The sequence below is a fragment of the Streptomyces antioxidans genome (assembly GCF_000968685.2).
Lineage (GTDB): Bacteria > Actinomycetota > Actinomycetes > Streptomycetales > Streptomycetaceae > Streptomyces > Streptomyces antioxidans.
In genome coordinates this window covers 124,972-146,515 of the sequence record NZ_LAKD02000047.1, presented here as the reverse complement: position 1 = coordinate 146,515, position 21,544 = coordinate 124,972, and the positions used below count along the sequence as shown (strand labels likewise).

Sequence of the window (21,544 nt, the reverse complement as noted above, 5' to 3'; positions counted from 1 at the left end):
ACCCCCGACTCCGTGACCCCCGACCCCGTGACCCCCGACCCCGTGACCCCCGACTCCGAGGACGTGAGCGACACCGGCGACGTCGACACCCCGGTGGTCGAGGACCCGGAGACCGCCGCCCGCTACTCCGGGATCAACTACGCGGTCGACATCCTCGGCGCGCTCGGCAACGCGTCGGTCTACCTGGACGCGGGCCACGCCGGCTGGCACTCCGTCAGCGACATCGTGCCCCGGCTGATCAAGGCCGGGATCGACCGCGCCACCGGCTTCGCCCTCAATGTCTCCCACTACCAGACCGACCAGGACAGCGCCTGGTACGGACGGCTGGTCTCCTCCTGCCTCGCCTACGCCGACGAGGGCGGGGACCCCGAGGACTGCGCCGAGCAGAGCTGGTCGCGGCGGCATGCCCGCCGCTGGCTGCGCGCCCACGCACCGGACGACCCGGCCCGGATGAAGCACTACGTCACCGACACCAGCCGCAACGGCCAGGGCCCCTGGGCCCCGAGGCCCGCCACCCACCGGCACCCCGATGTGCAGCCATGGTGCAACCCGCCGGGCCGGGGCCTGGGCAGGCGCCCCACCACCCGCACCGGCGACGCCCTGATGGACGCCGCGCTGTGGGTGAAGACGCCGGGCGAGTCGGACGGGCGCTGTCTGCGCGGCACCGACGGGCCCCTGGACCCGGTGCGCGGGACCGTCAACCCCGAGGCGGGGCAGTGGTTCCCCGAGCAGGCGCTGGAGCTGGTGCGCTACGCGGACCCGGCGGTCAGCGCCTTCCGCCGGATCCGCGGCCGCTGACGCCCCACGGCCGTTGACGCCTCACAGCCGCTGGCGCCTCAAGGCCGCTGCTGCCCGCCCGGCGGTCAGCCCGCCGGATTGTGCCGGACGAGGGCGTCGACCAGGCCGGACGCGGTGTTCGGGAAGTCCATCGGAACGATCCCGAGCCCGGTCCAGCCCTGGGCCTCGGCGCCCTCGAGGAACGATGTCACCTGCGGGTTCAGCCGGTCAGCGTTGGAGCGGGGCGGCAGCAGGGCGGCGGTGGAGACGTAGTTGACGAAGAGCTTGCCGGGCTCGGCCGCCGCCTTGCGGAACTGCGCCTCGATCTTCGGGTACTTGCCGATCGGCTCCGCCATGTAGTCGTCCTGGATGTCGAAGAGCGCGCCGTCGCCGTACCGTACCCCCGGCATGTTGTCCGAGTCGGCGAGCAGCACCACCCTGCCCCGGGCCTGGCCCAGGGCGGGGAGGGTGCTGTCCAGGCGGAACAGCGAGCGCCAGCCCTTGTCGTCCAGGTAGATGTCGAAGATCCGGCGGAACTCCGCGGCGCTCTCCTCCGAGTACTCCTGCTTGACCCGCATCAGCACGGTCTCCGACGGATGCGCGGAGAGGAAGGAGCGGCAGGCGCCGAGCACATCGTCGAAGTTGAGGTTCTGGTAGAAGGCGCCGTGGTGGATGGGGAAGGCGTTGTCGAACGCGCGGCAGCGGATGTCCAGGAAGCGGATGCCACTGGCCAGCTGGTCGGCGATGGTGGTGTTCTGGCACTCCGTCCACGGCCCGCCGAAGCGGGCGCCGGAATCGTGGGTTCCGGGCAGGGTCAGCCGCTGCACCGGAGTGGCGTCGGCGATGGCCGACAGCCAGTCCTGGGCGGCGGTCGGCCTGGGCGGCGCCGCGGTGGCCGTCGCGGTGCCGCCGACGGCGGTGACCAGCCCCGCGGTGGACAGTGCGGCCGCGCCCCTGAGGAACCCTCGCCGGTCCATGCCCCACACTCCCGTCGCCCGCCTACCGGTGCCGTGCGGCATCGAAGCACAAACGGCATGCGGGGGCTACGGAAAGCGGCCGAATCAGCGGTTCATCGAGGGATTTCCCTGAACCGCCGGTCCGGCCGGAGAGGTGTTACGCCGTCAGAGCCAGCCGCGGCGCTTGAAGATGAGGTACAGGCTGACGCACACCACCGCCATCAGCAGGATCGCGAAGGGGTAACCCAGCACCCAGTGCAGCTCGGGCATATGGGTGAAGTTCATCCCGTAGATGGTGCCGACCAGGGTGGGGGCGAACAGGATGGCCGCCCATGCGGAGATCTTCTTGACCTCCTCGTTCTGCTCGAAGCCCGCCTCGGCCAGCGCCCGCATCTCGGCGTTCTGCTGCTGGGTCACCAGGGTGGCGTTGACCGCGAGGATGTCGGTGAGGGCCGAGCGGAAGCCGTCCACCCGCTCGCTGGTGTGGGTGACGTGGTCGGCGACGTCCCGCAGATAGCGCTGCAGCTCCTCATCGGTGCCGTACTTGTCGAAGCCCGCCATCAGCCCGTGCAACATCCCGACCAGGGGACGGGTGGCGCGCTGGAACTCCACCATCTCGCGGGAGAGCTCGTAGATGCGCCGCGAGACCTCGGGGTCGCCGCGGAAGACCTCGGTCTCGATCTCGTCGATGTCGTTCTGCACCCCCGCCACGACGGGTGCGTAGCCGTCCACGGCCGCGTCGAGGATCGCGTACAGCACGGCCTCGGGGCCCAGCGCCAGCAGCTCGGGGGTGGACTCCATCCGGGTGCGCACCGCCGACAGGTCCGGCGCCGCGCCGTGCCGGACGGTGATGACGAAGTCGGGGCCCACGAAGACGTGCAGCTCGCCGAAGTCCACCTCCTCCGGCGCGTCGAGATAGCGGGCGGCGCGCAGCACCACGAAGAGGGTTTCGCCGTAGCGCTCCAGCTTGGGGCGCTGATGGGCCTCCATCGCGTCCTCGATGGCCAGCTTGTGCAGATCGAACTCCTCGGCCAGTGACAGGAGCTCCGCCTCGCTCGGTCGGTACAGCCCGATCCACGCCATGGCGCCCGTCTCCTCGCGCAGCCGCCGGTAGGTGGCGGCGAGCGAGTCGGGAGTGCCGACCCGGCGGCCGTCCCGGTACACCGCGGCGTCCACCACACTCCGCTCGTCGATCTCGGCCGGGGCCCCGTCGGCCGTCGGGGCCGGCGGCTCGCCGCGCGGCGGGCCCGGGACGGGGCGTGGGGTGGCGTCGGCCCGGCCCGCCCCGGCGGGGCGCCGCCAGGGGTAGCGCTTCGTGGCACGACGGCGCTCGGACATAGAGGGGGTCCTCACCTTGCACTGACCTCAGTGCAGGGTATCGCCCCATATGGTCGGCGTGCGCCCTGGGAGGAGCGGCGGACTGCCCGCTGGGCGTCCGGCCCGGTCCGGCGGACCACGCGGCGGAGCCGCATATCCACGCTTTCCCCCACCCGCCCCTTCCCGAACCAGGAGGCTCCGCCCCTGGACCCCGGACGCCCTGAAAATCAGCCTCTCCAGGGGGCACCTCCCAGCGGTAGCTGGGGGAGTTTGAAGAGCGGGGTCCGGGGCGGAGCCCCGGTTGTGGGAAGGGGCGGGCAGGGGAGCAGCCCGCCGCAGGCGTACGCGTACCGCCGGACGCCCCCTACGGCAGCAGCCCCGCCCGGCGGGCCTCGACCACCGCGTGGAGACGGGTGCGGGCCCCCAACTTCCGCATCGAGGACCGCAGATAGCTCTTGACCGTCTCAGGGCGCAGCCCCAGCCGCTCCGCCGCCGCCGAATTCGTCGCCCCCGAGGCCACGCACGCCAGCACATCCACCTCGCGCGGCGAAAGCTCCACCCCGCCCGGGCGCTCCCGCTCCCGGCCGCCTCCCGAGGACGCCCTGGCCAGCCGGGAGCAGGCGGTGAGTATCTCCTCCCGCAGCTGGGGGTCGGGCACCCGGTGCGCCAGGGCCCGCAGATCGCCATGGGCCTCGCGCACCTCCTCCCACACCGCCGGATCGGTCTCCTCCGCGGGCGGTGCCCACCGCGGCTGCCCCCGCAGCCGCCGCTGGCGCGCCTCCGCCAGCAGCCGCTGCGCCTCGTCCCGCGCCGCCAGCTCCTGCGCCAGCTCGTGCTCCAGTGCCCGCTCCAGTTCGCGCGCCGCCTCCACGGCCGAGCTCAGCGCCCGGTCGCCGAGCACCAGCGGCTGGCGCAGCGCGCCGTACAGCACCCCGCGTACCTGCCCGCGCACCACCACCGGCACCGCGAGCATCGAGCGCAGCCCCTCCGCACCCACCGCCGCGTCGTATTCATGGCTGATCGCCCGCGAGGCGGGGTAGTCCGCTACCGAGATCGGCCTGGACATGGTGAGGACCTTGCCACCGAGGCCGTTGCCCGGTGTGATGGCCAGTCCCCGCAGGGAGTTGGTCGTGGTGCCGGTGAGTTCCGAGATCCGGAACTGCCGTGCGCCCGAGAAGAGCCCGCCGAACGCGACGGGCAGCCCACCGCGCCGGCGCATCCGCTGCAGCGTGCTCCGCACGTCAACGGCCCCGCCCGAGCCCGCCCCGTCCGATCCCGCCACGGCCACCTCCCGCATCCAGCGCCACCCCCGTCCGGGGGTAGTGAGACTCAGATCACCCGTCGCACGATGCTAGCGAGCGGTACGGCCTTCAGGAGGACAAGTGACACCAATGAATCCGGCCCAGGACTTCCGCGCGGCACGGGACTTCCTGCTCGGTCACCGGGAGGACTACGCGGCGGCGTACGAGGGGTTCCGCTGGCCCCGCCCGGAGCGCTTCAACTGGGCCCTGGACTGGTTCGACGGCATCGCCGGGCGCGCCGGTGACCGTACCGCCCTGCACATCGTGGAGGAGGACGGCGGCGAGATCCGGCTGACCTTCGAGGAGCTGCGCCGCCGCTCCAACCGGGCCGCGAACTGGCTGCGCGAGCACGGGGTGCGGGCGGGGGACCGCATCGTGGTCATGCTCGGCAACCAGGTCGAGCTGTGGGAGACCGCGCTGGCCGCGATGAAGCTGCGCGCCGTGGTCATCCCCGCCACCCCGCTGCTCGGGCCGCTCGACCTCGCCGACCGCATCGAGCGCGGCCGGGCGCGGCATGTGATCGTACGGGCCGGGGACACCGGCAAGTTCGCGGACGTGGCCGGGGACTACACCAGGATCGCGGTCGGCGGCGCGCCCGGGGGCTGGCTCGCCTACGAGGACGCGGGGACCGCCGCCATCACGGTGGACGGCACGGCGGGCACGGCGAGGGGTGCCACGGACGGGGGTGCCTCGGGCGGCGGTGCCGGGGGTCACGGTGCCACGGACGGTCGTGCAGGGGACGACGAGCCCTTCACCCCCGACGGGCCCACCCTCGCCACCGACCCCCTGATGCTCTACTTCACCTCCGGCACCACCGCCCGCCCCAAGCTGGTCGAGCACACCCATGTCTCCTACCCCATCGGACATCTGTCGACGATGTACTGGATCGGGCTCAAACCGGGCGATGTCCACCTCAACATCTCCTCCCCCGGATGGGCCAAGCACGCCTGGTCCAATCTCTTCGCCCCCTGGAACGCCGAGGCCACCGTCTTCGTCCACAACTACACCCGCTTTGACGCCGCCCGGCTGATGGCCGAGATGGACAGCTGCGGCATCACCACCTTCTGCGCCCCGCCCACCGTCTGGCGGATGCTCATCCAGGCCGATCTCACCCAGCTGCGCACCCCGCCCCGGGAGGCCATCGCCGCGGGCGAGCCGCTGAACCCCGAGGTCATCGAGCACGTACGGCGCGCCTGGGGGGTGACCATCCGGGACGGCTTCGGCCAGACCGAGACGGCCGTCCAGGTGGCCAACAGCCCCGGACAGCCGCTCAAGCCGGGCTCGATGGGACGGCCAACGCCCGGCTTCCGGGTCGTCCTGCTCGATCCGGTCACCGGCCGGCCGGGTACGGAGGGCGAGATCTGTCTCGACCTCACCGGCCCCGAGGGCCGTCCGGTCGGCCTGATGACCGGCTACGAGGGCGATGAGGAGCGCACCGCCGAGGCCACCGCGGGCGGCTACTACCGCACCGGGGACATCGGCTCGCGCGACGCCGACGGCTACATCACCTACATCGGCCGCTCCGACGACGTCTTCAAGGCGTCCGACTACAAGATCTCCCCGTTTGAGCTGGAGAGCGCGCTGCTGGAGCACGAGGCGGTGGCCGAGGCCGCCGTCGTCCCGGCCCCCGACCCGGTGCGGCTCGCCGTGCCGAAGGCGTACATCGTGCTCGCGGAGGGCTGGGAGCCCGGCCCGGACACGGCGAAGGCGCTGTTCGCGCACTCGCGGGCGGTGCTCGCGCCGTACAAGCGGATCCGCCGACTGGAGTTCGCCGACCTCCCCAAGACGGTTTCCGGGAAGATTCGCCGGATCGAGCTGCGTGAACGTACGGCACAGGGGGGCGGTATCGAGTTTCATGAGGAGATCTGACGACTGACGCTCATATGATGACCCACCCTCACGAACGTGAAGGCGTCCGTGACCGTGACACCAAGGAGCTGCCATGACCGACCTGACGTCCGACCCACCGAGCCCAGCCGGGCTCTCCTACGCCAGTGGGGTCGGTGACCTCCCGCTGCTCGGCGACACCATCGGCGCCCAGCTGGCCCGTACCGTCGAGCTGTACGGCGAGCGTGACGCGCTCATCGACGTCCCCTCCGGCCGCCGCTGGACCTACGCCGAGTTCGGCCGTTCGGTGGAGGAGGTCGCGCTCGGGCTGATGGCCAAGGGGGTCGCCAAGGGCGACCGGGTCGGCATCTGGGCCGTCAACTGCCCCGAATGGGTGCTGTTGCAGTACGCGACCGCCCGCATCGGCGCCATCATGGTCAACATCAACCCCGCGTACCGCGTCCACGAGCTGCGGTATGTGCTCCAGCAGGCGGGCATCTCGGTCCTGGTCGCCTCCACCGAGCACAAGACCAGCGACTACCGCCGGATGGTCGAGCAGGTGCGCTCCGCCTGCTCCGCGCTGCGCGACGTCATCTACATCGGCGACCGGACCTGGGAGATGCTGGTGCGCGCGGGCGCCGATGTCGCCCCCGGGCGGCTGGCCGAGCGCGAGGCCAGGATCGGCTGCGACGACCCGGTCAACATCCAGTACACCTCCGGCACCACCGGCTTCCCCAAGGGCGCCACCCTCTCCCACCACAGCATCCTCAACAACGGCTTCTTCGTGGGGGAGACGGTCCGCTACACCGCCCAGGACCGGATCTGTGTGCCGGTGCCCTTCTACCACTGCTTCGGCATGGTGATGGGCAACCTCGCGGCCACCACCCACGGCGCCTGCGTGATCATCCCCGCCCCCACCTTCGACGCCGTCGCCACCCTCTCCGCCGTCGAACGGGAGCGCTGCACCTCGCTGTACGGCGTGCCCACCATGTTCATCGCCGAGCTGGCCCTGCCGGACTTCGCCACCTTCGACCTCAGCTCGCTGCGCACCGGGATCATGGCCGGATCGCCCTGCCCGGTGGAGGTGATGCGGCGGGTGGTCGACGAGATGCACATGGAGCAGGTGTCCATCTGCTACGGCATGACCGAGACCTCACCGGTCTCCACCCAGACCCGGCCCGATGACGACCTCATGCGCCGCACCTCGACGGTCGGCCGGGTGCTGCCGCATGTCGAGGTCAAGATCGTCGACCCGGTGACCGGGGCGACCGTGCCCCACGGCACCCGCGGCGAGCTGTGCACCCGCGGCTACTCGGTGATGCTCGGCTACTGGCAGGAGCCCGAGCGGACCGCCGAGGCGATCGACTCGGCGCGCTGGATGCACACCGGCGACCTCGCGGTGATGGACGGCGAGGGCTACGTCCAGATCGTGGGCCGGATCAAGGACATGATCGTCCGCGGTGGGGAGAACGTCTATCCGCGGGAGATCGAGGAGTTTCTGCACACCCACCCCAAGGTCGCGGATGTGCAGGTCGTCGGCGTGCCCGACGAGAAGTACGGCGAGGAGATCCTGGCCTGCGTCATCCTGCGCGAGGGCGCCAGGACCCTCACCCGCGACGAGCTCGTCCGCTTCTGCCGGGGCCGCCTCGCCCACTACAAGGTCCCCCGCTATCTGCGGCTCATGGACGCCTTCCCGATGACGGTCAGCGGCAAGGTCCGCAAGGTCGAGCTGCGTGAGGCGGCCGCCAGGGAGCTGCTGCCCGAGACCCGGTCCGAGGCCGATCCGGCCAGATCGGAGACGCTTGCCGAGCGGGCCGAGCCCCAGGCCGCGCCCAGCTGATGAGTTGCGGGCCCCTCTACCACAGCAGGGGCCCACACCCCCGCGCCACCAGGCGCCTCAGCCGGTCCCCGTCACCGAACCCCGTTCGGCAGACAGGACTTCACCCCGGATCGCGCGCCGCGGCTGAAGTAGGAGACCCGCTGGGAGGCGTCGCCGTGATCGGAGACATCGGTCCACGGAGTACGGTCGGCGAGCGCGGTCAGGGCGTCCGCCAGCTCCTCGGTGTCGCCGTCCTCGAAGGTGAGCGTCCCGTCCTGCGCGGCCCCGAAGAGGACCGCCCCGGCCAGGCAGTCGGCCTGGAGCTCACGGGCCAGATCGACCAGTCCCGCGTCCAGCCGGTTCTGGACGGCGTGGCCCCACTCATGGGCGATCACCAGATAGACCCAGGCGTCGCCCCGCGCGTGGCCCCAGCGCATCAGATCCATGTCCCACGCTATGTAGTCGCCGTCCGGGCAGTACACGGCGTTGTCGTCCGGGAGGGGCGCGTCGCCGCACACCGGGGCGCCGGGAGCGCCACCGTCGTAGGCGCCCGCGACCCTGGGCGGGCCGTAGTCGCCGGTGAACAGCTGGGACCAGTGGGTCTGCCAGTAGGCGTTGGTGACGGAGACCGCCGCCTGGATGTCCTCCTCCACGCTCCCTCCACCGTCGGGGCCCGCGCTGGCGGTCGGCGGGGCGGGCTCGCCGGACTGCGGGCCGGGCGCGGGCGAGGAGCTCTCCACCGTGGGCCGGGGCACGTCTCCGGCCCCGCATCCGGCCACCAGGGGGGTCAGGAGGAGGGCCAGGGCGGCGGCGGGAGCGGCCCATAACCTCGGCCGTGACGTCGGGTACCACGGAACAGCCATCGTTCGGCCTCCGGCCGGTCGGGCGGATGGGACGGGTGAACGGTGGAGGGCGTCCCCTCGGGCGGAAGGTGGCCCCTCGGCCGGAGGGCGGCCCCTCAACGGAAGCCTTCCCCGGTCATGAGCACAAGGGCCGTCCGGGTCAGCCGTCCGGCGGGCCCATCCGGATCAGTACGTCGGCCGGGTCGTTGACGGGCTGCGGAGTGCCGGTGAGATCCATGGTGAACAGCGGCAGACGCAGCGCGTCGGCGCGCGCCCGCGCCTCCCGGGCATAGCCCGCGAGCGAGAAGAAGACGCTCATGGCCGACTGGTGGAGCCCGTTCAGCCACAGGCACTCGATGTCCCGCAGCCCGGTGGGGCGGGTGGTCGGATCGACCTGGGCCACCACGCCCGTCCCGCGGAGGTCCACCCCGGAGGCGGCCCGGTCCTCCGAGGGCCGCAGGCTGTGGAAGCCGAGCCAGTCCAGATACCGCGCGGCGGCGGTGACCGCGTCCCGCGCGGTGCGGATCGTGACCGGCCGGAAGGCCGGGCGCGCCACCGCCGGACAGCCGGGCCCGGCCCCCGTGCCCGGTACGGCCGGGGGCGGCGGGGCGGCGACGGGGACGCGGACCACCGCACCGCAGTCGCAGCCAAGCTCCGGTTGCGGCCAGTGGCCCTGATGGCCGCAGGACGGGCAGTTCACCGCCACCCAGAGGTTCTCCCAGGTGCGGTGGCCAAGCTCCTCCGGAGTGCCGTCGCGGAGGACGGGGAGGGTGACCGGGGCGCCGCACGCACAGGGGAAGGCGGGCGGCGTGAACGCCTGCTCGCGACGGCACGCGGGACAACGCACCGGCACCTGGTCTGTCATCGGGGCGCTCCCTGGGCGGAGGGCGGACGCGGTATCGCTCCATGCTCCCCGAAGCGGGCGGCGCCGGGGAGGGACTTGGCGCGTTCCGTCCCCCGTAGCGGGGGCGCCGTGTCAGGCCCGGACGCAGTAGGTTGGCGGCGTGAGATTGAGGGTTGAGTTCACCACCGAACCGTTCGACCTCGACGAGGTGCCGCCGCACGCCGTGGCCGCCCGCGAGACCGTCCAGGCCGCCCCGCTGGACGCCGTGGACGTCGGCCCCTTCGGCAACACCGCCGAGGGCGGGGCCGAGGCGGTGCTCGAGGCCGTCGACCGGCTGCTGCGCAGCTCCCTCACGGCCGGTGCCACCCGGATCTCGCTCCAGGTCAGCGTCCTCGGGGAGGGCGAGGCGTGAGCGTACCCGCCGACCACCCCTTCGCCGCCGCGGTGAAGCCGCTCGTCGACGCCATGGGCGGCGAGATGATCGCGCCCGACCGGGCCCGGGGCGACGATGTGGTGCTCTCCTGGGAGGGCCGTCCGGTGGTCGCCGTAAGGCTGCCGCATCTGTCGGACTCGCTCGACCGCATCCTCGCCGACCTCCAGCGCCGCCACGGCGTACCGCTCTCGACCCTGGACCGCAAGACCAAGCAGTCCGTGGTACGCCAGCTAGAGCAGCGCGGTGCGTTCTCGGTGCGCCACGGGGTCGAAACGGTCGCCGGGGCCCTCGGGGTGAGCCGCTTCACCGTGTACAACTACCTCAACCGCGAGAAGGACGGGGACTGATCGTTCCTCGGGTCGGGGGCTGATCACTCCTCCCCTCGTTACGCGGATTTTTCAACAAAGTGTTGACGTCCGGCGAGGGGGCCTCCTAGCTTGCGGGAGTGACTTCGAGTGCACCTCCGGGGCTGGCCCGGTTCAACGCGGCGGACGACCGGGCCGCCGCCGCGCTGCTGAGCTCGGTGTGCGCCAGCCGGACCTGGGGCGCGGCGGTGGCGGCCGGGCGGCCGTACGCCACGGTCGGGAAGCTGCTCGACGCCTCCGACGCGGCCATGGCCCAGCTGACCGCCGCCGACCTGGCCGAGGCGATGGCCGCGCATCCGCCCATCGGACGGCCCGCGCCGGGCGACGCCGCCTCGGCCCGGGAGCAGAGTGGGGTACGGGACGCGGAGCGCGCGGAGCTGCTGGAGCTGAACCTCGCGTACCAGGAGCGCCACGGCCATGTCTTCCTGATCTGCGCCACCGGCCGCACCGGCGAGGAGATGCTGGCCGCGCTGCGCGCGCGGATCCGGCACGACGCCGACACCGAGCGCGACATCGTCCGCACCGAACTGGGAAAGATCAACCGCATCCGGCTGACCCGGCTGACGGAAACGCCGGCCGGAACGCCGGAGGAAGCGCTGACAGGAACGCCGGCGGAAGCGGCGTCGGAGACCCTGGAGGCCCCGCGGGCCCCGGCGGAAGGAGAGCGGTGATGGCGAGCGGCGCCACCTCGGTGTCCACCCACATCCTGGACACCAGCATCGGCCGCCCCGCCGTGGGCGTGGTCGTCGAGCTGGCCGTGCGTCCGGGGCCGGGCGCGGAGTGGAGGGCGCACGCCGACTCCCTCACCGACGCCGACGGGCGCTGCGGGGACCTGCCCGCCCTCCCCGAGGGCACCACCCACGCGCGGCTGCGCTTCGAGACCGGGCCGTATCTGACCCACGCCTTCTTCCCTGAGGTCGTGGTCGCCTTCGCCGTCGAGCCGGATGAGCACTACCACGTACCGCTGCTGCTCACCCCGTTCGGCTACTCCGTCTACCGAGGGAGCTAGCACCGATGCCCACGCTCGGCCCGAACAGTTACGGCAAAGCCGAAACCCGCGTCGTCCGGGTGGTGCGCGACGGCGCCGTGCACCACCTCAAGGACCTCAATGTCTCGGTGGCGCTCTCCGGCGCGATGGAGGAGGTCCACCTCTCCGGCGGCAACGCCAACGTCCTGCCGACCGACACCACCAAGAACACCGTGTACGCCTTCGCCAAGGAGCACGGCATCGACACGGCCGAGGAGTTCGGCATCCGGCTGGCCCGCCACTTCGTCACCAGCCAGGAGCCCATCCACCGCGCCCGCGTCCGCGTGGAGGAGTACGCCTGGGAGCGGATCGCGACGGCCGGGAGCGCCGAGCACTCCTTCGTCCGCCGCGGCCAGGAGGTCCGCACCGCCCAGATCACCTTCGACGGCGAGCGCTGGGAGGTGGTCTCCGGGCTCACCGGGCTCACCGTACTCAACACCACGGACTCCGAGTTCTGGGGCTATGTGAAGGACCGGTACACCACGCTCCCGGAGGCCCGCGACCGGATCCTCGCCACCGATGTGCACGCCCGCTGGCGGTACGGCTGGAGCGAGGACGCCCGGCCGGCGCCGGACTGGGACCTGGCCCACGCCGGCGCGCGCGGCCAACTGCTGAGCGCGTTCGCCGAAACCTACTCGCTCTCGCTCCAGCAGACGCTGTACCAGATGGGCGCGCGGGTGATCGAGCACCGCCCCGAGATCGACGAGATACGGCTCTCGCTGCCCAACAAGCATCACTTCCTGGTCGATCTGGAACCCTTCAGCCTCACCAACGACAACGAGGTCTACTTCGCCGCCGACCGGCCGTACGGGCTCATCGAGGCCACCGTGCTGCGGGACGGCGCCGAGCCCCGGATCCCCACCGACTGACCGGATCCCGCCGAACGACCCGACGGAAGGCCACGCTCCGTGAACCGCATCGTCATCGAGAACTGCGCCGTCGCCACCGTGGACGCCCACGACACCGAGTACGCCTCCGGCCATGTCGTCGTCGCGGGCAACCGCGTCGAGTCGGTGGGCGAGGGGCGCGCACCCGAGGGTCTTGAGGGCGTCGTCCGCCGGGTCGACGGCACGGGGCACCTGGTCACGCCCGGCCTGGTCAATACCCATCACCACTTCTACCAGTGGCTCACCCGCGGCCTGGCCCAGGACAGCAACCTCTTCGACTGGCTGGTCGCGCTCTACCCCGTCTGGGCGCGGATCGACGAGCCGATGGTCCACGCGGCGGCCCGCGGCTCGCTCGCGATGATGGTCCGCGGCGGGGTCACCACCGCCATGGACCACCACTACGTCTTTCCGCGCGGCAGCGGCGATCTGCTGGGCGCCGAGATCCGCGCCGCCCGTGAGCTGGGGGTGCGGTTCACCGCCGCCCGCGGCTCCATGGACCTCGGCACCTCCGACGGCGGGCTGCCGCCGGACTTCGCCGTGGAGTCCACGGAGGAGGCGCTGGCCGCCACCGAGGCGGCCATCGACACCCACCACGACCCGGCGCCCGACGCCATGCTGCGGATCGCGGTGGCGCCCTGCTCGCCGTTCTCCGTCACCACCGAACTGCTCCGCGAGTCCGCGGCGCTGGCCCGCCGCAGGGGCGTACGGCTGCACACCCACGGCTCGGAGACGGTGGAGGAGGAGAAGTTCTGCCACGAGCGGTTCGGGATGGGGCCGACCGACTACTTCGAATCCACCGGCTGGCTGGGCGAGGACGTGTGGATGGCCCACTGCGTCCACATGAACGACACCGACATCCGGGCGTTCGCCCGGACCGGCACCGGAGTGGCCCACTGCCCCTCGTCCAACGCCCGGCTCGCCGCCGGGATCGCCCGCGTCCCCGATCTGCTCGCCGCGGGCGTGCCGGTCGGCCTGGGCGTGGACGGCACCGCCTCCAACGAATCCGGTGAGCTCCACACCGAACTGCGCAACGCGCTGCTGATCAACCGGCTCGGCGGCCACCGCGAGAAGGCGCTGAACGTCCGTCAGGCGCTGCGCCTCGGCACCTACGGCGGTGCGCGGGTGCTCGGCCGCCAAGGGGAGATCGGCTCGCTGGAGCCGGGCAAACTGGCCGACCTGGTGCTGTGGAAGCTGGACGGGCTCGGCCACTCGTCCATCGCCGACCCGGTCGCGGCCCTCGTCCTCGGCGCCCCGGCCCCGGTGACCCTGTCCCTGGTGAACGGCGCTCCGGTAGTGGAGTCGGGCAGGCTGCTCACCGTGGACGAGGACCAGATCGCACGGGAGGCCCGTACCGAGGCACGGCGGCTGGCCCATATCGCGGAAGAAGACTGAACGCTTAGCCGATACATCGGATGGATCGCCGGGATGGCCGCCTTATGGTCGTCACCAACGGCCTTTCTAGTCCTTCGCGCCCCGTTGACATCCCACCTTTCCGGCTCTAGGTTCCCGTACGCGGCTGGCCAGCCCTCCTGTCCGACCACCCACGAGCACAGGAGCCGCCATGCGTACGTCCAGACGACGGGCCGTCATCCCCCTCCGAGCGCTCAGCCTTCTGCTCGGCATGGTGCTGGCCACGATCCTCAACGGCCCTCCCGCCGCCACCGCGGCACCGGCCACGGCACGGCAGCCGGGGCCCGGCACCGACTACGCCACCGACGACCCCTTCACCTCCGCCCGCACCGCCTGGTGGCGGCAGGACCGCTTCGGGATGTTCATCCACTTCGGCGCCTACTCCCAGCTGGAGGGCGAATACCGGCGGGCGGACGGGACCGTCTGCCGTGACGCCGAGTGGATCAAGCGCAACTGCCAGATCCCGGTGGACGAGTACGAGGACGCCGCCCAGGACTTCAACCCCGCGTCCTTCGACGCCGAGGCCATCGTCAAGGCGGCCAAGGACGCCGGGCAGCGCTACATCGTCATCACCTCCAAGCACCACGACGGCTATGCGATGTGGCCGACCAAGCAGAACGGCTGGAACCTGCGGGACCACTCCTCGTTCGACCAACGCCGCGACATCCTGGCCGAGTTGAAGTCCGCCGCGGACGCCGCAGGGATCAAACTCGGCTTCTACTACTCGATCTGGGACTGGCACGACCCCGACTTCGCCGACCCGGCCACCTTCCCGCGCTATGAGAAGCGGATGTACGCCCAGCTCAAGGAGCTGGTCGACAACTACCACCCGGCGCTGCTCTGGTTCGACGGGGAGTGGGACGCGGACGACCCCACCAACCGCTGGTCCGCCCAGGACGGTGAACGGCTCCAGACCTATCTGCACGGGCTCGACCCCGATCTGATCACCAACAACCGGGTCGGCAAGCGGCGCGTCGTGGACGGCGACTACGGCACGCCCGAGCAGGAGATCCCGGACGCGCCGGTGGACGGACAGCTGTGGGAGAGCTGTATGACCCTCAACGGCCACTGGGGCTTCGCCGCGTACGACCAGGACTGGAAGTCGCCCACCACCCTCACCCGCAACCTCCTCGACATCGCGAGCCGCGGCGGCAACTACCTGCTGAACGTCGGCCCGGACAGACTGGGTCGCGTTCCCCAGCCCTCGGTCGACCGGCTGCGCGAGATCGGCTCCTGGCTGCGGACCTCCGGCCAGGGCCGCGCGGTGTACGGGGCCGGGGCCACCGGGCTGGTGGACGAGCCGTCCTGGGGCGCGGTCAGCCGGTCGGGCAACCGGCTCTACGCGTCCGTCACCTCCTGGCCCGCCGCCGGTCAGCCGCTCCACCTCACCGCGAAGGCGCCGTTCACGGTGACCGGCGCCCGGGTGCTGGGCAGCGGACAGCGGGTCGGGGTGGCGAAGGCGGGCGACGGTTTCGACCTCACCCCCGCCGGAGGCCCGGTCGGCGACATCGCCTCGGTGATCGAGCTGACGGTGGAACCGGCCCCGGCCGCACCCCAGGGGCGGGGCCAAGGGCTGCGGGAGGAGGTCTTCGCCAATGAGACCTTCACCGGGCCGCCCGCCGTCACCCGGACCGATCCGACGGTCAACCACACCTGGCGGTTCTCCGGCTCCCCGGCCGCCGACGTCCCCGCCGACCACTTCGGTGTCCGCTGGACCGGCTACCTCCAGCCCCGGCACAGCGAGACCTACACGCTCTCGGCCGTCTCCGACGACACCGCGCGGGTGTGGATCGACGGCCGCCTGGTCATCGACGCCACCACCCCGCACGGTCCACAGGTCGACAAGGCGACCGTCGCACTGCGCGCCGGCCACCGGCACGCCATCCGGATCGAGTACACCGAGCAGACCGGGGAGGCCCATATGAAGCTGCTGTGGTCCAGCCCCGGAGTGCCCCAGCAGATCGTGCCGCGCGCCCAGCTCTACACCCCGTAGCGACGGCCGGGCCCCGCACCGCAGCGGTGGCGGTCCGGGGCCCTTCCGCGCACGGGACCGGCGGCTCAGCCCAGCAGTTCGTACGCGGGCAGGGTCAGGAACTCGGTGTAGTTCTCGTCCAGCGCGACCTTCAGCAGCAGATCGTGCGCCTGGTTCCACCGGCCCGCGGCGAAGGCGTCCTCGCCGACCTCCTCGCGGATCGCCGCCAGCTCCTCCGCGGCGACCTTACGGACGTGATCGGCGGTGGCCTTCTCACCGTCCTCGAAGACGACCCCCGCGTTGACCCACTGCCAGATCTGGGAACGGGAGATCTCGGCGGTGGCCGCGTCCTCCATCAGGTTGAAGATCGCGACGGCGCCGAGGCCGCGCAGCCAGGCCTCGATGTAGCGGATGCCGACCTGTACGGCGTTGCGCAGGCCCTGGTGGGTGGGCTTGGCCTCGAGCGAGCCGATGTCGATCAGCTCGGCCGCGGTGACGTGGACGTCCTCGCGCAGCCGCTCCTTCTGGTGCGGCCGGTCGCCGAGGACCGCGTCGAAGGAGGCGCGGGCCACCGGGACCAGATCGGGGTGGGCGACCCAGGAGCCGTCGAAGCCGTCCCCGGCCTCACGGTCCTTGTCGGCCTTGACCTTGTCGAACGCGACGGCGTTGGCCTCCGGGTCGCGGCGCGAGGGGATGAAGGCCGCCATGCCGCCGATCGCGTGCGCGCCGCGCTTGTGGCAGGTGCGGACGAGCAGTTCGGTGTAGGCGCGCATGAACGGGGCGGTCATCGTGACCGCGTTGCGGTCCGGCAGGACGAAACGGGGGCCGCCGTCGCGGAAGTTCTTGATGATCGAGAAGAGGTAGTCCCAGCGGCCCGCGTTGAGCCCGGAGGCGTGGTCGCGGAGCTCGTAGAGGATCTCGTCCATCTCGTACGCCGCCGTGATCGTCTCGATGAGGACGGTGGCGCGGATCGTCCCTTGCGGGATGCCGAGGTGGTCCTGTGCGAAGACGAAGACGTCGTTCCAGAGGCGGGCCTCGAGGTGGGACTCGGTCTTGGGGAGGTAGAAGTACGGCCCCTGGCCCCGGGTGAGCAGCCGGCGGGCGTTGTGGAAGAAGTACAGCCCGAAGTCCACGAGGGCGCCGGGGACCTGGCGGCCCTCGGCATCGCGCAGATGGCGCTCGTCGAGGTGCCAGCCGCGCGGCCGGGGGACGACGGTGGCCAGCGCGTCGTCGGGCCGCAGTGCGTAGCTCTTGCCCTCGGGGGAGGTGAAGTCGATCCGGCGCTCATAGGCGTCGATCAGATTCAGCTGACCGCCGATCACATTCGCCCATGTCGGGGCGGAGGCGTCCTCGAAGTCCGCGAGCCAGATCCTGGCACCGGAGTTGAGGGCGTTGATGGTCATCTTGCGGTCGGTGGGGCCGGTGATCTCCACCCGGCGGTCCTCGAGCGCGGGCGGGGCCGGGGCTACCCGCCAGTCCGGGTCGTCCCGGACATGGGCGGTCTCCGGGAGGAAGTCCAGGGTGCTGGTGCGGGCGATCCCGGCGCGGCGCTCCGCGCGGCGCGCGAGCAGTTCGTCCCGGCGCGGGGTGAAGCGGTGGTGGAGCTCGGCCAGGAAGGCCAGGGCCGCGTCGGTCAGCACCTCTCCCTGACGCTCCAGCGGTTCGGCGTCGACGATGGCCAGCGGGGACGGCGCTGGTGCGGACATGGGCTGTCACTCCTTGGGCGAGTCTCGGCTGGACGCTCGCGGTACCTCTGACCTGTGGATAGTAATTTTCTCATGGTGGAAGTTCAATGTTCTGTTGAACTGTCGCCTTGTCCGTCGGGCCCCTCACTCCAACAGCGTCAAGTCCCCGGGAGTGTCGATGTCGTCCGTACGGGCGATATCCGAGCAGTCCACGAGCGTGATCGCGGACTGGTGCGCCCGCAGATAGGCGCGTGCCCCCCGGTCGCCGACCGCACTCGCCGCGATACCCGCCCAGCGGTCCGCGCCGAACAGCACCGGATGCCCCCGCTCCCCGCCGTACGAAGCCGCCGCCAGAGTGGACGGCGAGCGGTACGCGGCCACCACCCGCGCCACCGCCCCGGCGCCGATCCCCGGCTGGTCCACCAGCGCGACCAGCGCCGCTGCCGCGCCCGTACCGGCCAGTGAGGCGAGCCCGGCCCGCAGTGAGGAGCCCATGCCCTCCTCCCAGTCGGGGTTGTCCACCACGACGTACCCCTCCAGCCGCGCCCGCGCCCGTACGGTCCCGGCCGCGGCGCCCAGCACGATGTGCACCGGCGCGCAGCCGCCCTCCCGCAGCGCGTGCGCGGCGCGCTCCACCAGCGGACGCCCCCGATGCGTCAAAAGGGCCTTGGGCCGCCCGCCCAGTCGCCGACCACCTCCGGCCGCCAGTACGATCCCGGCGACCTGCGCGGAGTCCTCCGTTGTGCGTTCCATGGGCCCTGCTTACCGCACATCAGGGCCGTGCGGGGGCTTCATCCCAGCCGGTCTGATTTTCGCTCTCCGTATAGCGCGTCGTGCACTGAGTGGCGTTAACTGATCCGCGGCCCCTTGTGTCCGAATCCACGCGAGGTGGAGGGTTGGGGCGGTCATGCGGGAGAGGGGGCAGGCTCGTGCGAGAGGGCGCGAAGGGGAGAAGGGCAGTGTTGGCCAACGATGGCGCGAGGCTCTGGGGCGATCCCGGCGCCTTGTCAGTGGAGGGCGCCGCAGTCGTGGAAGTCAGGCGAGTGGCGGGCACCGAGGACGATCCGAGGGCGGCCGAACTGCGCCGTGCCGTGGCCCGGCTCAGGCGCGACCTCGCCGCTCACCCCGCGGAATTACCCGACCGGGCGATCGCGGACGACGAACTGGCCGCGCTCGACGCCATGGCCCGCACCGGCGCCCCGGAGCTGCACCGGCTGCGCCGCTCACTGCTCCTCATCGCGGGAGCCCTGGGCTCGGTCAGCGCACTGGGCCCCGCCCTGACGAGCGTCCGCGCGGCGATCGACCAGTTCGGCAGCGTGCCCAGGACGGGCATAGGCAGAGACTGACCACCCACCTAACGGTCACCGCCCAACGGCCACCCCGCCCCGGCACCCCCGCACGCGCGGCCCGCCAGACCAGACGATCCGCCCCACGCCGACCGGCGGCCCGTGCGATTGGGCTCGCGCCCGGGTGGAGGTCTGGGTGGTCCGGCTCGCGCCGGGTGGTGGTTCGTGCGGTTGGGCTTGTGCCCGGGCGGTGGTCTGGGGGGTCTGGCTCGCGTCGGGCGGTGGCTCGGGCGGCCGTGCTCGTGCCGGTCGCCGGGTGCACCCGGCCTGCGTACGGAGTCGGCTCGTTCCCGACCCGTCCGGTGGCGGGTGGGTGTTCCCTCTTGCGCCAGGCGGAGCGGAGGTTCGTGCGGTGGGGCTCGCGCCGGGTGGGGTTGGGCGCTCCCGACCAGCAGCGGCTGAGGGGGTCTGGCGGGTCGTGACGCCTGCGGTGGGCTATCCCCGCCCGCGCCCGCGGCGTCGGGTCCCGCCGCAGGTACCGGGGTCCAGGGGTGGAGCCCTTGCCGCGGGGCGGAGTCGCATATCGGTGCTGCGGGAAGGGGCGGGTCGTGACGCCTGCGGTGGGCTATCCCCGCCCGCGCCCGCGGCGTCGGGTCCCGCCGCAGGTACCGGGGTCCAGGGGTGGAGCCCTTGCCGCGGGGCGGAGTCGCATATCGGTGCTGCGGGAAGGGGCGGGGTGGGGGAGGACCCGCCGGAGGCCGGGGCGTGTGCGTCGAGCGCGGCATCAGCTCGTGCGGCGGTGCTGCCAGCCGAAGTCGGGGCTTGCCCAGACCCCGGGCCGGGGGGCGGAGCCCCGGCCACGCGGCGCAGCCGCATATCGGTGCTGGGTGGCGTGCCGCCCGCCGTTAGGCGGACCCCGTGCTGGCCAGCGCACCCGACAACTCGGCCGCGACCTCCCTCAGGATCGGCACGATCCGCTCCGTGGCCTCGTCGGTCACCCGGCCCGCCGGGCCCGAGATGGAGATGGCCGCCGGTGCGGGGGAGTCGGGCACCGAGACGGCGAGGCAGCGTACACCCAGCTCCTGCTCGTTGTCGTCCACCGCGTAGCCGTGCTCATGCACCTGCCGCAGCGCGTCGAGGAACGCATCCGGCGAGGTGATCGTCTTCTCGGTGGCCGCGGGCATGCCGGTGCGGGCCAGCAGGGCGCGTACCTCCTCCGGGGGCGTGTCCGCGAGCAGCGCCTTGCCGACGCCCGTGGTGTGGGGCAGCACCCGCCGCCCGACCTCCGTGAACATCCGCATCGAGTGGCGCGAGGGCACCTGCGCGACGTACACCACCTCATCGCCGTCCAGCAGCGCCATGTTCGCGGTCTCGCCGGTCTCCTCCACCAGCCGCGCCAGATACGGCCGCGCCCAGGTGCCCAGCAGCCGGGACGAGCTCTCGCCGAGCCGGATCAGCCGGGGCCCGAGGGCGTAGCGGCGGTTGGGCTGCTGGCGGACGTAGCCGCAGGCCACCAGCGTGCGCATCAGGCGGTGGATGGTGGGCAGCGGCAGCCCGCTGCTGGTGGAGAGCTCGCTCAGTCCGACCTCGCCCCCGGCGTCGGCCATCCGCTCCAGCAGATCGAAGGCGCGCTCCAGGGACTGGACGCCACCGGATCCGGCGGTGGTGGCGGCGGTCTTGGACTCGGCGGACGGCACGTCGGTGTTCCTTTCCCAGCGGTCGGCACCGGCCCGCACGCGGTGACGATCCGCTGCCGACCGGCCACGGGCAGCCTACCCGTCCGCGGCGGTGCCCACAGGGGGCTTGGAAACGCGGTCGGCGCCGGTCACGGCCGGTATGCGGACCGGCCGGGCCCCGGCCGGACCCCGGTCACGCCCCGACCGCTTCCGGAATGCGGGGCTCCCTTGACGCCGGTGGCGTAGCTGATTACGTTCTGCGCCTCGAAAACCAACTTTCATTGTACGGAATCGCCATACGGAACCGCTCCGGGAGCCCCATGCGCATCCTCGTGCTGAACCCCAACACCACCGCCTCCATGACGGCCTCGATCCGCGCCATAGCGGAGGCGAGCGCGAGCCCCGGTACCGAGATCGTGGCCACCGAGCCGCTGTGGGGGCCCGAGTCGATCGAGGGCCACTTCGAGGGGTATCTGAGCGCCGCCGCCGTACTGGACCGACTGGCCACCTATGACGAGCCCTTCGACGCCCTGGTCATGGCCGGGTTCGGCGAGCCGGGCCGCGAGGGGGCGCAGGAGCTGCTTGACGTACCGGTCCTCGACATCGCCGAATCCGCCGCCCAGATGGCCATGATGCTCGGCCATTCCTACGGCGTCGTCACCACCCTCGACCGGGCCGTGCCGCAGATCCGGGACCGGCTGCTCACGGCGGGCCTGCTGGGGCGCTGTGCGGCGGTGCGCGGCACCGGCCTCGGCGTCCTGGAGCTGGAGGCGGATCCGGAGCGGACCGTGGGGGCCGTCGTGCGGATCGCGAGCGAGGCGGTGGAGCGGGACGGCGCCGAGGTGATCTGCCTGGGGTGCGGTGGCATGGCCGGGCTGCGGGACCGGGTCTCGGCGGCGCTGGGCGGGGTCCCCGTCGTGGACGGCGTCGCCGCCGCGGTGCGGTTCGCCGAGTCGGTGGTCGGGCTCGGTCTCTCCACCAGCAAAGTGCGCTCCTTCGCCCCGCCCCGTCCGAAGGCCATCGGCGGCTGGCCGGTCAGCGCCCGCCCGTCCTGATCTCACGAGCGGGTCCGGGGGCGAATCCACGGGCAATGCCGGTGTAATCGAACGGCAACACCTGC

At 72.2% G+C, this 21,544-nt stretch carries 20 protein-coding genes; 12 read left to right on the top strand and 8 right to left on the bottom strand.

The window, feature by feature from the left end:
* Positions 1-798: glycoside hydrolase family 6 protein (locus tag VT50_RS19430; protein WP_206269435.1), on the top strand; the 798-nt coding region annotated here is incomplete at its 5' end.
* Between the two features lie 65 nt (positions 799-863).
* Here the strand turns inward: VT50_RS19430 and VT50_RS19425 are convergent.
* The 3 genes from VT50_RS19425 to VT50_RS19415 form a co-directional block, all read right to left on the bottom strand.
* On the bottom strand, positions 864-1,754 hold the full coding sequence (locus VT50_RS19425) for a phosphatidylinositol-specific phospholipase C (protein ID WP_046087528.1): 891 nt from the start codon (positions 1,752-1,754) through the stop codon (positions 864-866).
* 144 nt (positions 1,755-1,898) lie between these two features.
* On the bottom strand, positions 1,899-3,071 hold the full coding sequence (locus VT50_RS19420) for a magnesium and cobalt transport protein CorA (RefSeq protein ID WP_046087529.1): 1,173 nt from the start codon (positions 3,069-3,071) through the stop codon (positions 1,899-1,901).
* 343 nt (positions 3,072-3,414) lie between these two features.
* Positions 3,415-4,269 (bottom strand): helix-turn-helix transcriptional regulator, encoded by an 855-nt coding sequence (locus tag VT50_RS19415; protein ID WP_240529220.1) that lies wholly within the window; start codon positions 4,267-4,269, stop codon positions 3,415-3,417.
* 172 nt (positions 4,270-4,441) lie between these two features.
* Between VT50_RS19415 and VT50_RS19410 the strand changes: the two genes are divergently transcribed.
* Both VT50_RS19410 and VT50_RS19405 read left to right on the top strand, forming a co-directional pair.
* Positions 4,442-6,220, top strand: a complete 1,779-nt coding sequence (locus VT50_RS19410; RefSeq protein WP_046087531.1) for an AMP-binding protein — start codon at positions 4,442-4,444, stop codon at positions 6,218-6,220.
* Positions 6,221-6,293: 73 nt separating this feature from the next.
* Entirely contained in the window at positions 6,294-8,018 is a 1,725-nt protein-coding gene (locus VT50_RS19405; RefSeq protein ID WP_046087532.1) for an AMP-binding protein, read from the top strand.
* A 71-nt stretch (positions 8,019-8,089) separates the two neighbouring features.
* Here VT50_RS19405 and VT50_RS19400 read toward each other — a convergent pair whose 3' ends face one another.
* Both VT50_RS19400 and VT50_RS19395 read right to left on the bottom strand, forming a co-directional pair.
* Positions 8,090-8,860, bottom strand: coding sequence for a neutral zinc metallopeptidase (locus tag VT50_RS19400; protein WP_046087533.1), 771 nt, complete (start codon positions 8,858-8,860; stop codon positions 8,090-8,092).
* Between the two features lie 139 nt (positions 8,861-8,999).
* Entirely contained in the window at positions 9,000-9,704 is a 705-nt protein-coding gene (locus VT50_RS19395) for a hypothetical protein (RefSeq protein WP_046087534.1), read from the bottom strand.
* A 139-nt stretch (positions 9,705-9,843) separates the two neighbouring features.
* On the opposite strand from VT50_RS19395, the gene VT50_RS19390 reads away from it, so the two are divergent.
* The 7 genes from VT50_RS19390 to VT50_RS19360 all read left to right on the top strand — a co-directional run bounded on the left by VT50_RS19390 (position 9,844) and on the right by VT50_RS19360 (position 15,798).
* Positions 9,844-10,095, top strand: coding sequence for a hypothetical protein (locus VT50_RS19390; RefSeq protein ID WP_046087535.1), 252 nt, complete (start codon positions 9,844-9,846; stop codon positions 10,093-10,095).
* Positions 10,092-10,463 (top strand): helix-turn-helix domain-containing protein, encoded by a 372-nt coding sequence (locus VT50_RS19385; protein WP_046087536.1) that lies wholly within the window; start codon positions 10,092-10,094, stop codon positions 10,461-10,463. Before VT50_RS19390 ends, VT50_RS19385 begins: the two co-directional genes overlap by 4 nt.
* A 98-nt stretch (positions 10,464-10,561) precedes the next feature.
* A complete protein-coding gene (gene uraD / locus VT50_RS19380) occupies positions 10,562-11,152 on the top strand; it encodes a 2-oxo-4-hydroxy-4-carboxy-5-ureidoimidazoline decarboxylase (RefSeq protein WP_075200414.1) in 591 nt (196 codons plus the stop codon).
* The gene (uraH, locus tag VT50_RS19375; protein WP_046087537.1) at positions 11,152-11,490 is read left to right on the top strand and encodes a hydroxyisourate hydrolase; all 339 of its coding nucleotides are present in this window, start codon (positions 11,152-11,154) and stop codon (positions 11,488-11,490) included. The genes uraD and uraH overlap by 1 nt, the downstream gene beginning before the upstream one ends.
* Before the next feature lie 5 nt (positions 11,491-11,495).
* Entirely contained in the window at positions 11,496-12,377 is an 882-nt protein-coding gene (gene pucL, locus VT50_RS19370; protein ID WP_046087538.1) for a factor-independent urate hydroxylase, read from the top strand.
* A gap of 39 nt (positions 12,378-12,416) precedes the next feature.
* On the top strand, positions 12,417-13,787 hold the full coding sequence (locus VT50_RS19365; protein WP_046087539.1) for an 8-oxoguanine deaminase: 1,371 nt from the start codon (positions 12,417-12,419) through the stop codon (positions 13,785-13,787).
* A 169-nt stretch (positions 13,788-13,956) separates the two neighbouring features.
* Entirely contained in the window at positions 13,957-15,798 is a 1,842-nt protein-coding gene (locus VT50_RS19360; RefSeq protein WP_046087540.1) for an alpha-L-fucosidase, read from the top strand.
* Positions 15,799-15,863: 65 nt separating this feature from the next.
* Here VT50_RS19360 and aceB read toward each other — a convergent pair whose 3' ends face one another.
* Together aceB and VT50_RS19350 are read right to left on the bottom strand one after the other, a co-directional pair.
* Complete coding sequence (gene aceB, locus VT50_RS19355; protein ID WP_046087541.1) at positions 15,864-17,483, bottom strand: malate synthase A; 1,620 nt, start codon at positions 17,481-17,483, stop codon at positions 15,864-15,866.
* A gap of 123 nt (positions 17,484-17,606) precedes the next feature.
* Positions 17,607-18,215, bottom strand: a complete 609-nt coding sequence (locus VT50_RS19350; protein WP_046087542.1) for a nucleotidyltransferase family protein — start codon at positions 18,213-18,215, stop codon at positions 17,607-17,609.
* A 275-nt stretch (positions 18,216-18,490) separates the two neighbouring features.
* Between VT50_RS19350 and VT50_RS19345 the strand changes: the two genes are divergently transcribed.
* Positions 18,491-18,808 (top strand): DUF5955 family protein, encoded by a 318-nt coding sequence (locus VT50_RS19345; RefSeq protein WP_046087547.1) that lies wholly within the window; start codon positions 18,491-18,493, stop codon positions 18,806-18,808.
* 845 nt (positions 18,809-19,653) lie between these two features.
* Here VT50_RS19345 and VT50_RS19335 read toward each other — a convergent pair.
* A complete protein-coding gene (locus tag VT50_RS19335) occupies positions 19,654-20,445 on the bottom strand; it encodes an IclR family transcriptional regulator (RefSeq protein ID WP_046089332.1) in 792 nt (263 codons plus the stop codon).
* A gap of 299 nt (positions 20,446-20,744) precedes the next feature.
* Here VT50_RS19335 and VT50_RS19330 point away from each other — a divergent pair, with 299 nt between their 5' ends.
* The gene (locus tag VT50_RS19330) at positions 20,745-21,479 is read left to right on the top strand and encodes an aspartate/glutamate racemase family protein (RefSeq protein WP_046089333.1); all 735 of its coding nucleotides are present in this window, start codon (positions 20,745-20,747) and stop codon (positions 21,477-21,479) included.
* Positions 21,480-21,544 lie beyond the last annotated feature (65 nt).